Origin of the sequence: Pseudanabaena sp. 'Roaring Creek', assembly GCF_001402795.1 — a bacterium.
Classification (GTDB): Bacteria; Cyanobacteriota; Cyanobacteriia; order Pseudanabaenales; family Pseudanabaenaceae; genus Pseudanabaena.
Genome location: NZ_LIRE01000122.1, coordinates 1 through 10,713, shown reverse-complemented (window position 1 = coordinate 10,713; position 10,713 = coordinate 1). Strand labels below are relative to the sequence as shown.

The 10,713-nt window shown below is 44.9% G+C and carries 7 protein-coding genes; 1 reads left to right on the top strand and 6 read right to left on the bottom strand.

Annotated elements, in window-relative coordinates; all coding sequences use genetic code 11:
- Positions 1–141 precede the first annotated feature (141 nt).
- Positions 142–867 carry a tRNA1(Val) (adenine(37)-N6)-methyltransferase gene (locus tag AC805_RS04065; RefSeq protein ID WP_082429392.1) on the top strand — a complete coding sequence of 242 codons (726 nt, stop codon included), beginning with the start codon at positions 142–144 and terminating at the stop codon, positions 865–867.
- A 184-nt stretch (positions 868–1,051) separates the two neighbouring features.
- Here AC805_RS04065 and purE read toward each other — a convergent pair whose 3' ends face one another.
- The 6 genes from purE to AC805_RS04035 all read right to left on the bottom strand — a co-directional run bounded on the left by purE (position 1,052) and on the right by AC805_RS04035 (position 10,594).
- Positions 1,052–1,573 (bottom strand): 5-(carboxyamino)imidazole ribonucleotide mutase, encoded by a 522-nt coding sequence (gene purE, locus AC805_RS04060; protein ID WP_055074226.1) that lies wholly within the window; start codon positions 1,571–1,573, stop codon positions 1,052–1,054.
- 146 nt (positions 1,574–1,719) lie between these two features.
- Positions 1,720–3,543 (bottom strand): serine/threonine-protein kinase, encoded by a 1,824-nt coding sequence (locus tag AC805_RS04055; RefSeq protein ID WP_072143515.1) that lies wholly within the window; start codon positions 3,541–3,543, stop codon positions 1,720–1,722.
- Positions 3,544–3,563: 20 nt separating this feature from the next.
- The gene (locus AC805_RS04050) at positions 3,564–4,676 is read right to left on the bottom strand and encodes a BLUF domain-containing protein (protein ID WP_055074224.1); all 1,113 of its coding nucleotides are present in this window, start codon (positions 4,674–4,676) and stop codon (positions 3,564–3,566) included.
- A gap of 431 nt (positions 4,677–5,107) precedes the next feature.
- Complete coding sequence (locus AC805_RS04045) at positions 5,108–6,757, bottom strand: adenylate/guanylate cyclase domain-containing protein (RefSeq protein ID WP_055074223.1); 1,650 nt, start codon at positions 6,755–6,757, stop codon at positions 5,108–5,110.
- Positions 6,758–7,322: 565 nt separating this feature from the next.
- Positions 7,323–8,453 carry a CO2 hydration protein gene (locus tag AC805_RS04040; RefSeq protein WP_055074222.1) on the bottom strand — a complete coding sequence of 377 codons (1,131 nt, stop codon included), beginning with the start codon at positions 8,451–8,453 and terminating at the stop codon, positions 7,323–7,325.
- 113 nt (positions 8,454–8,566) lie between these two features.
- Positions 8,567–10,594 carry a hypothetical protein gene (locus AC805_RS04035; RefSeq protein WP_055074221.1) on the bottom strand — a complete coding sequence of 676 codons (2,028 nt, stop codon included), beginning with the start codon at positions 10,592–10,594 and terminating at the stop codon, positions 8,567–8,569.
- Positions 10,595–10,713 lie beyond the last annotated feature (119 nt).

Genomic DNA, 10,713 nt, shown 5'->3' with positions numbered 1-10,713 from the left:
TTTTATAGCTACAGTCACTTGACTTAGGACAAATCAAACCCCAAGAATTGACTGGCGGCGCTTCGCGCCGCCAGTCAACTCTTGGGGTTTATGTCCTAGTACAATTGACGACAGCTATACTTATGCCTAGCTACTTATTCTATGAGAATCCAGAATTCTTCTTTTCGCTTTAAAAAATTTACGGTCAATCAAGATCGATGTACGATGAAGGTAGGGACTGATGGCATTCTGTTAGGTGCGTCTGCGAGTCTACCCGAACCCGCTCAAATTCTGGATATCGGGACTGGGACTGGATTGTTAGCACTAATGCTAGCGCAGCGATCACCCTCAGCCAATACCTCGATCGATGCCGTGGAAATTGATACTGAATCCTACCATCAGGCAAAAGAGAATATCCAGCAATCGCCTTGGGGCGATCGCATTAATATCTACCGCGCCAGAATTCAAGACTTTGCGATCGCCTGTCCGCAGCAATACGATCTCATTATTTCCAATCCACCTTTTTTTATTAATAGTTACAAGTCACCTCAAGCATCCAGAAACTTGGCTCGCCATAGCGATAGTCTGCCACAAACTGACATTCTCCAGATCGCCCGTCAGTTACTCAAACCCCACGGTCATTTAGCAATTATTTACCCTACCGACTTGGCTAAAAAATTTTTAGATCATGCGAGGGATTTTGATCTGTTTTGCGATCGCCAAGTCTATATCAAACCCATGCCCCAAAGTGCGATCGAGCGTATATTGCTAGAGTTGAGTCCCACTAAATATCCTGTCCGAGAGACCTTCCTAACCATCGAAGAGGAGAAACATGTTTATACGCCAGATTACCTTAGGTTAGTAAAAGACTTTTATTTGTATTTATAGCTAATGTTGCTTGGAACGAATATCGCCCTCATCCCCCAGCCCCCTCTCCCTTGATGGGAGAGGGGGAGTAAGACTAATTTTTGGTTCCCCTCTCCCAAAAGGGAAGAGGGGCTAGGGGTGAGGGGCTTGAAAGCTCCCACGTAACACAAGTTAAGAAATGGCTACGCCATTTCTTAACTTGGTATCACATCTGTTGCAGGTATCTTTCACTTCCTAAATCATCGAGTTTACTTTGCTTTTCCATTACCATATCCGCTAGGGATTGACGATAGGTAATTACGCGTTCGAGCAGTTCGGCATTGTGGCTAGCGAGCATCTGTACCGCAAGCAGCCCTGCATTATCAGCATTGCCGATCGCTACTGTGGCAACGGGTATGCCCTTAGGCATCTGCACGATCGAATAGAGCGAATCCACACCATTAAGTTGTCGAGTGGAAACGGGTACGCCAATTACAGGCAGAGGAGAAAGCGCCGCCACCATTCCAGGAAGATGCGCCGCACCACCCGCCCCCGCAATAATCACCTTAATGCCGCGTATATGGGCATTATTGGCAAATTCCAGCATTCGATGAGGGGTGCGGTGAGCGGAGATAATTGCGACTTCATAGGGAATTTGAAACTTTTGACAAATGGCGATCGCGCCTTGCATGGTGGGCAGATCGGAGTCACTGCCCATAATGATACTGACTTGTGGCGAATTTTGCATCTTCTCGGTCTTAATCTAGATTTTTAAACATTTTTGAATATAGCAACGTAAGGTTTACTTAAAACCTAAAAGCCCAAAGATGAGTGGCGGCGCAAAGCGCCGCCACTCATCTTTGGGCTTTTGATTTGTCGTTGCCAGAGCCTAGATTACCGTCTTTGCGTTTCATTAATTTGCCACTGTTTCGACGATTCATCCCAAACTAAACTCATCCTCAGCGTTTCGGGAAAAACCGCCTTACCCTTCAGGTAGGTGAGATCCATATCAATGATTGCGGAATTCTCCTTAGATTCAACAATCCGCACGTCATTAACCGAAACTTGACTCACAGTTCCCCACCAGTCGGTAAAAGATTTATATCCACCAGCGCGATCGCGTTGAAATTTTGGGGTGAGATTGCGCCACGCATTTTGAAGTTGGCGATCGTTGATCAGGCTGTAATAATCTCGGACTGCTTGCTCAGGAGAAGGTCTTGTCGGTGATGGAGTTGCCGTTGGTGATTTTGTGGGAGTCGGGGAAGGAGAAGGGGAAGATGAAGAAGACAAATCGCTTCCTGTAAAGCGTTGAGAACTAGCCTTAGCATCAAGACTGGCGTAGGCGCAATAGGCATCATCAATATATTTGAGATGTTCTTGCAACTTTACGATACAACTATCTAAATCTTTAAATTGGCTGGTATATACCTGCTGAAATTGATTGTTTCCTAAGTTGGGATAGTCGGGTATCCAAAACATGCCAGCATCTTTATACCCTAGTGACTTCAACTTCTCCACTCGAAACCCAGCCGATTCTTTATCTTTATAAGCAGAATCGGCAAGAAAGTAGAAGGGAACTTTAGCAACGGGTCTATTAAAGGGAGAGAATTTGTTCCAAAGAGCAACAATACCGCCATTTTGAGAGATGACAACACCTAACGCGATCGCCGCGCCGATCGCTCCACCCACGATTACCGTAGCCACGATCTGCCCTAATATCTTTTTCTGCGGATTTTGCTGCGATTGGTAAACATAAACTGAGTGATCGGGAGGTTGAGCGGGAATGGATTGCTGGGGAGTGAAAGGAGGGGTATAGCCTCTGGGTGTTACCGCCACAGTCTGCATATTCGACAGCGCTGGCGAAATGGGAACTTGCTTAGGAGCATTTTGACGAATTTGATTTTGCTGTAGTGCATCCAGCATTTCCCTCGCCGAACTATAGCGATCGCGCGGATCGAACTGGAGTACCTTCGCAAAGATAGATTTTAAGGTTGCGCTAATGTTAACGACATGAGATTGCCATAGCACCTCTCCCGTTTGTGGATCGGTACCCAATTCTTGCGGATATTTTCCCGTTAAAGCAAAGATGGCGGTGAGCGCAAGGCTATAGAGATCGCTCGCAAAAAAAGGTCTACCCGCCGCTTGCTCCGATGCCATAAACCCTGGCGTACCAATGACGATCGAATGAGCTTGTTGCGCCGAGCTGCGGATCGTACTGACATTGAGGGTTTCTTTCACTGCCCCAAAGTCAATTAGTACGGGTTCTCCCGATCGCAAAATAATATTATCAGGCTTGATATCTCGATGAATAATACCGCGATCGTGAACGTAGATCAGCGTTTGGAGAATGCTAATCATTAATTGTCTGACTGCATCCTCGTTCCACTTGCCGCTCCGTTCGATCGTTGCGGTTAGAGTCAATCCATCAATCCATTCTTGGACTAGATAAAACAATCCATTTTCCGTAAAGTTAGCGTAAAGCTTAGGAATATAGCGATTTTCCTCTCCCAAAGTTTCTAAGACCGCTGCCTCGCGATGAAACCTTTGCTGCAATAACTCATACATTTGTGGATTATCAGCAACAGGTTTTAGCTGCTTAATCACGCACCGACGGTTGGATGGCATTTTGGTGTCTTCAGCCAAATAGGTTTCCCCAAAGCCGCCACTGCCTAGGACGCTAGTGACGCGATAGCGGTTATCTAAAAGGTTTGACATCATGGAGTTTATATTTATCGCTACTAGCGATCGTACAGCATAAATAGCGTTTTGCGTTGTTTGCTGGGTTCTGACGTTTCACTTCCGATTAGATCGAGCTGTTCCCTAATTTCTTGGTTGAGGGCATAAAAATCTGATTTTTGAGAAGTCAATGGGTCGTCAATGGAATAAACCTCAACGATCGCTTCTCTACCTTTCGCATAGAAATCTCCCAGTCTTAATGGTTTCCAAGAATCGCTAAGCCCCTCCCTCACCGCCGCCGAAAATACTAAAAAACGATTTAACTGTCTAGTAAGCGATTCAATTCTAGCCGCCACATTTACCGCATCGCCAATAATTGTATATTCCTTTTTGGTTTGAGAACCAATATTTCCTTCTAAAACAGTTCCCTTAGATAGCCCAATCCCCACATAAAGCACGCGTAAAGGACTATTAACTGGCGATTTACGGCGTAAATTCTCTAGTTCCAAAAGAACATCCAGACTTGCTTGTAAAGCTTCATCAGCGCGATCGCCATCAAAATATGCCATCACGCAATCACCAATAAACTTTGTAACTTCACCTCCCCTCGCCGCGATCGCATTAGTACAAACCGTAAAGAATTGATTGAGTAACTCCACAACTTCGGTTACTTGCAGCTTTTCTGTAATACTAGCGAAACTCATTATATCAGCGAAGAAGATAATCTTCTCGGTGTAGCGTGGAATCAGCGTGAGTGGATTAATTCCATTCTCCATCGCTTGTAAAACCCCTGAATGGGTATAATTTGCTAAAATTATTTTGGATTCCCCCAGAGTTTGCAAGAGAATCTTGATCGGTTGCAATAACAAATCATTTTTTTCATCTAATATAATGATTTCCATCGGCCAGTCTGGAAACCGTCTTTGTTCGATATTCTCTTCAGATTTAAGACAGCGAATTTGATGGTGGCGCTCATCTTTTAAGATTTTGGCATATAGGCGATCGACCCGCCCATCTTCTCCTTCTAAAATCTGAAAGAACATACTGCCACAGGACATCAATACCCCTGTAATGTCTTCTTGAGAATTATGCTTTTGTGAGATATAGCCAATACTCTCGATTTCTGATTTGATCAGCGATCGCGAGAAATTGCTGATATAGGTTATCCTTTTCATAAAATTGCGGTATAGAGCATAACGAAAGAATTTAATGCCCTTTCAACAAGAATTTAGTTTTATACCAATTCCCAAAATGGCAATGCCATTTAAAGCCCAAACTAGAGTATGTACCGCCCGCATAGCCGATGATACGCACTTCTAGCCCTTAAGTTTACTTATGCTTAGCTGCTGAAAGTCGCAATGTAATAATCTAAACAATAAATTAAAAATCGCTCTCATTATTTGTAGCCTGAACGACAACAGAAACGTAATCGGCAATAAGGCGTAAACGAAAATTATAAAAACTTTAAATCATTTGTATCATATAATACCAAGCCAAGAAATGACTTAGCCATTTTGAGTTTTGGTATTAGGATTGCCATAATTATTGACTGCGTTAAGACAAAATCATATTCCCAAAAGAGTATCATCGCTTCTCTCGTTGGCTTCTAAGCTATCTTGAGTTTGGTATTAATCTCTTTCCTACTATTTAGCCAATAGGTCATCATTTCCCCTTTACCTTTAACCATGATTATGCCACGTTTTTCACAATTAAATTGCTCGCGAATGCGGATATAGGTGGATTCTGTAACTTGAATGGCATTTGCCGTTCCTAAGGATTCCATACGGCTAGCAACATTGACCGTATCGCCCCAAAGATCGTAAATAAATTTCTTTGTCCCAATTACACCTGCAACTACTGGTCCAGAATTAATGCCAATTCGCATCGCAATTTGTACCCCATCGCGAGATTTAACATGGGCGATCGCTTTTTGCATATCGAGAGCCATATTAGCGATCGCGATCGCATGATCGCCTCTGGGTTGAGGCAAGCCACTCACGACCATATAGGCATCGCCGATCGTTTTAATCTTTTCAAGTTTATGGCGATCGCACAGATTATCAAAGATAGAAAAGATGCGATTGAGCAGACCGACGACTTCCGTGGGGGACATATGACTAGAGAGTTCGGTAAAGCCGACAATATCGGCAAACAAAACCGATACTTCTTCAAAGCCATCCGCCATCGATGCGCGACTATGCTTGAGTTTTTTGGCAATTCCTTCGGGTAGCATATTTAGCAATAGGCTTTCCGAACGATCTCTTTCTGCCTGTAGTTCTTGCTGGATGCGAATGCGTTCCGTTACATCGCGAAAGTACCACACCATGCCATAAAACTTACCTTCGGGAGAATGTACCTGTCCCGAATAGCAATCAAACACGCGATCGTTGGCAAGATAAATCTCCTGTTGGGTATATATTTCCGTCGAATCGTAGGCATTTTCTAGAGCTTCCACCAGTCCCTCTGGTAGTTGGAGGTGGTGCTGTAACAGGCTCAACAAGCCTCCATATTCCACGGATTGCAGTACGGCTTCAGGAATTTGCCACAACTGACAAAACCGACTGTTATAGCTCACAATCCGTCCTTGCTCGTCCACTGCCAACACTCCATCCACGGAGGCTTCGCGCTGCGATTTCAAAAGGGAATTGCTGCGTTGTAAGGCTTCCTCAATTTCTCGATGTCGATCAATGCTGGTCAATTGATGCGATCGCCATAGGGAGATCGCGACCTGTTGACATAGCGATCGCAAAACTTGGTCTAGTTCGGGTTGGCATAAATTTTCCCGATCGTAATCTTCTAAATAATCTTCTAAATAATCTTCTAAATAAATTGCCCCCAATAAATGACCCGATTCCCATAGTGGGATACATAGGGCAGCTTTGGGGGGATGCTCGCGCCAGTAGGGATCGCGAGCAAAATGGGACGGAGGATGGTTTTGACTCCAGTGCGTTTCAACGCGATCGCGGAGCGCCTCGCGCACCATTAAGGGCAAACTCGTAGGATTAGTGCAGTCGATGGGTAAATGTTGGATTATTTCTCGATTGGGCGATCGCTCTGCAAAGGTCGCCATGCTCGGTAATTCTTCTCGATCTACTAAAATCACCGCACCCGACTGTGCTTCTGAGATATTGAGGATGACCTTAAGACTCAAATTGATGAGCCGATCGACATTTAATTCCCGTGAGATTTCAACGGTGGCTTGAAGTGCTGCGACGAGATTAAAGTTTGGCTGATTGCTAATGTTCGTTGCGCTCATCAGTTCAATTGGGGATGTTGTGAGCAAAGATGCGATCTGCGATCGTTATGTAAGTAGCTGGGCATAATTAAAACCCAGAGTCAAAACCTGTAGCGCACGCGCAGCGTGCGCTACAGGTTTTGGGGTTTTATATTTAATTGCGCCTAGCTACTTAGTACCAATCGGATATCTCTATCAGAGCCAGAAAAATTCACACGATCTTAACCAACCTGATTAACTTGTAGCATCAGACATTTTACGTAACCTCAGCATGATATTGCCGAAAACCCAAGAAGAGAATAGCGGCGCTTTGCGCCGCTATTCTCTTCTTGGGTTTTATACCAAAACTAAATTGGTATAAAACCCCAAAGAGGGTTGCCGCGCTCCGCGCAGCAACCCTCTTTGGGGTTTTAATTTTGTCCTACTCCCTTCCCGCTATAAAATTAGACATTAAAAACCAAGAATTAGCGTTGCGGCGCGAAGCGCCGCAACGTCTAATTTTTCACTGGGAAGGGAGTAACAAGACTGGTGGCAGCTATATCGCCATAAGATCAAAGCGCCCAAGGGCGCTTTGATCTTTTTGATCTTATTGGAGCGTGTATAGTCGTGATTGCGAAAGTCTGGCTAACCAAGGCGCGAGAAACTTCTCATTGGCTTGCCTTTCTTGGGGATTTTGCGTTTCTAGAGGATGGGGAGCTAGACCACGCAAAGCGCCTGTCGTTACACAAAACATGGATTTTTGAAAGGACAGACAAATTTTAACGAGCAAATCCTCGACCCCGCGATCGCCATTTTGGTAAAACTCCTGCAAATAGTCGGGAAGATAATGCCGCATATCTTGCATTAATAAGGTGGGGGGAATTCCCGCACCACCTACTGGCAAAGGATCGGCATAGAGTACGCCATAGTTAAACTGCGAAATTTCCTGAGAAATTTGATGTTCCTGTGCGTTGTAGGAAACCGTGCCGCGAAAGGGGAAAGATCGGAAAAATACTGCCTCGACGTAGGGCACAGCCGTATCCATTAAAAATGACAGGTTTGCCGAAGCAGGGACGATTTCGTAATCTTTCCCTGCGATCGCTACTTTGTAGATATAGGGCACGGCGGCCGCGGCCACTAGTCCATCCTGCACATGTCGGACGACATCGGGAATGCTGGTAATTTCTCCGCGATCGTAGCGATCGCTTAATTCTAAAAACATGGGCGACATGAACGACCAGAAAAAGCCAAGAGCGCTGTAGTAGGTCATTAATCGCACCTGTTCTAGCAAGAAATCGGGAAATAGGCGATGCATAATTGCCATCAAGGGATGGCGCTTTACCTTTGCCGCGATCGCTAATTGGGCGAGTTGTTTAAATTCAGTGGAGTCCAAGTAGGTATCCAGTCCGCCGCCGCCATGCCAAAACATTGCCTTCATGCAATATTCGGCAAACTCAAAATTGATGCGATCGTGCCACCAATGACGACCTAATTTTTGTAAGGACAAGTTCCCATTAAAGAACTTAAAGAAAGGGAAAAACGCAAGAAACTGATGTTCGGAAATATAGGTAAGATTGCGATGGTACTCACCCAGTACTACACCATAGCTTTTGAGAATCCCCACAACCTCAAGCAAGTTGTCGGGAGAATCTGGAAGCAATGCACCACCTGATTCCAAGCGTTGCTTTACCGCAGCAAGGGCTGGTTCGATCGTTTTGTTTTGGCTCAATACACTCATATGCAAATTTTACAATGCTTCACGCGAGTTTAGGACAAAATCCACCCCAAGAAGAGAAGGGCGGCGCAAAGCGCCGCCCTTCTCTTCTTGGAAGTGGCAATATTCGCGTCAATTCATCTATTTTTCAGTGACGCTATTAATTTTTTACAGCGCTTCAGGATTTTGCGTTGAACGATCGCTATCGGTAGGTAAGCCTTAACTAAGGGGGAGCTAACGAGCAGACTTGCCTCATACCATGCATTGCGATGGACGGTAAATCCTGCGCTTAGGGCGATGGCATATTTAAGTACATCAACCACTCGGAAAGGCATCGCCCAATAAAAATGGTAAAGCTCGTTCGGATCGTCAAAGAACGGACAATCCGTAAAGGCTTCGGCTTCCTGTTGCGTAGGAGTATCGTTAAAAGTCAAAAATAGCCGATCTAATGCTTCGCGCCAGAGTTTTGGGGAAGTAAGAAAAATTAAGTCCGTAGGCGATCGCTCCACGAGATGGCGGACAAACGCCATCACCGATTGCTGGAAAAATTCTAACCCCCAATTTAAGGCAGGCTGGTTATGGGGATGCTTGAGAAGAGGAACTACGGAACCATCTGCTTGCAAGACATAATCAAGGGTGGTTCCTTCACAGCCCGCACAAAACACTTCCATCGCGGAAACGTAGCGATAGTCGATATCATTGCGAAGTCCCACGGCATGATTTAAGTTAAAGAAAAAGGCTATTGCTTCTCCTCGGTGCTTCAGTCCACCGCTAGGCTTGTCCAACGCAAAGTAGAAACCGACAGGATTCCTCGTACCAAATAGGGCAAAGACATTTTCCAAGGAAATTTGCAAGCTACCCCGCCAGCCCACATCCACTAGCCCAAAGGCTTGCCCATCCAACATCTTTTCCTGATGTAAATAGGCTTTTAAAACTTCGCGTTTCTGCGCTGCAATTTGCAGAACTAGCTCCTGAAGGGGTTCGGTCTTTTCTAGCTTCGTTCGTAATGTAATTCTCTCTTTAGCAGATAAATTCTTTTGCCAAAGCTCGAAAGGATAACCGAGAGCGGTAAAAATTTCCTCGGCAGTAGCGCGATCGAGACACATTCTGGCCAGCAAACTATTAATACTGAAGATATCCGTATCATCAAACATCCATTCCCAAAAGGCTCTATCGATCTTAGTTAATCCAGGCATTCTTAAAGCTTGCCGACTGACGTAGAGATAGCGCAGTTCTACCTCTGGATAAATCTTGGGAGCAAGTTCCCGAGCGATTTGCAGTAATATCTCGCCATCCCTTGCCAAAAAATAGATGCGGGCAAGTTGTCGAGCTTTCGCCTGCTGTAAGATCCAAATGGTATAGGCAGTTAAAATTGGTGCGGCTACTGAAGCCGCAATATCGCCAATGATTGCTTCTTTTGGTGTTTTAGGCTCTCTCGATAGGCGGGTATAGCGAGATAAACCTGCTAAAAGAGAAGTAATGCCATTGGTAGATCGAGCATTCGCTTGCAGGATGGACTCATAGCGATTGGGATTGGCATTATCAAAATGAATCGCTTTAATTCCTAACGCACGCGGCTTAGCCACATCGGGCTGCCAACTATTACCAATATGCGTTAGCTCTTGAGGACGCAGTTGTCTATCTGCGATCGCTTTTAAAAATAAATCACCCGATCCTTTAGATTTGCGGTACTGACATGATACGTAGAGGCGATCGCCAGTTTGCCAAAAGCCATGCTGCCGCAATTGCTCCTCAAGAAAAGCTTCAGGCAAATACATATCAGAGAGAAATAACACATGGGGATGCGATCGCCTTGCTTTTTCTAGCAATTGTCGCGCCTGCGGTACAGCCACTAAATATTCCGCTTCTACATCTAATTCCAATTGCTTTAGTTTCTGGATCGTTTCCGCAGGGATTTCTAAGGTATTGGCAACTTCCCGATAGATCTCATCTAGGGTCACTTCGCCAGCTTCATAAAACAAGCGCGATCGCCGTTCGGCATTAATTCTAACTTCCTGAAAAGTCTCCGCCGTAAAATTAATCCAACCAAAAAGTAAAGCGCGATCGCCACAGATTCTAAAGATTTCCGTTGGTTCGCTAACTAGTCTTGTCAGCAGCGTATCAAAGATATCAAAGCTGTATATTTGTGACAATATTTGTGACATAGCGGCATTTGGGAATTAGTGATGAGAGTTTCTAGAACAAATTAGCAATTGAAGACTAATTTATATGTCTACAAATTGGGCTTAAGTAAATATAAAACCCTAAAACCTGCGGCGCACGC

Coding starts and splice junctions, on each gene's coding strand:
- AC805_RS04040 (WP_055074222.1), bottom strand. CDS start 8,453: ATGAGTGTATTGAGCCAAAACAAAACGATCGAACCAGCCCTTGCTGCG.
- AC805_RS04035 (WP_055074221.1), bottom strand. CDS start 10,594: ATGTCACAAATATTGTCACAAATATACAGCTTTGATATCTTTGATACG.
- AC805_RS04050 (WP_055074224.1), bottom strand. CDS start 4,676: ATGAAAAGGATAACCTATATCAGCAATTTCTCGCGATCGCTGATCAAA.
- AC805_RS04055 (WP_072143515.1), bottom strand. CDS start 3,543: ATGATGTCAAACCTTTTAGATAACCGCTATCGCGTCACTAGCGTCCTA.
- purE (WP_055074226.1), bottom strand. CDS start 1,573: ATGCAAAATTCGCCACAAGTCAGTATCATTATGGGCAGTGACTCCGAT.
- AC805_RS04045 (WP_055074223.1), bottom strand. CDS start 6,757: ATGAGCGCAACGAACATTAGCAATCAGCCAAACTTTAATCTCGTCGCA.
- AC805_RS04065 (WP_082429392.1), top strand. CDS start 142: ATGAGAATCCAGAATTCTTCTTTTCGCTTTAAAAAATTTACGGTCAAT.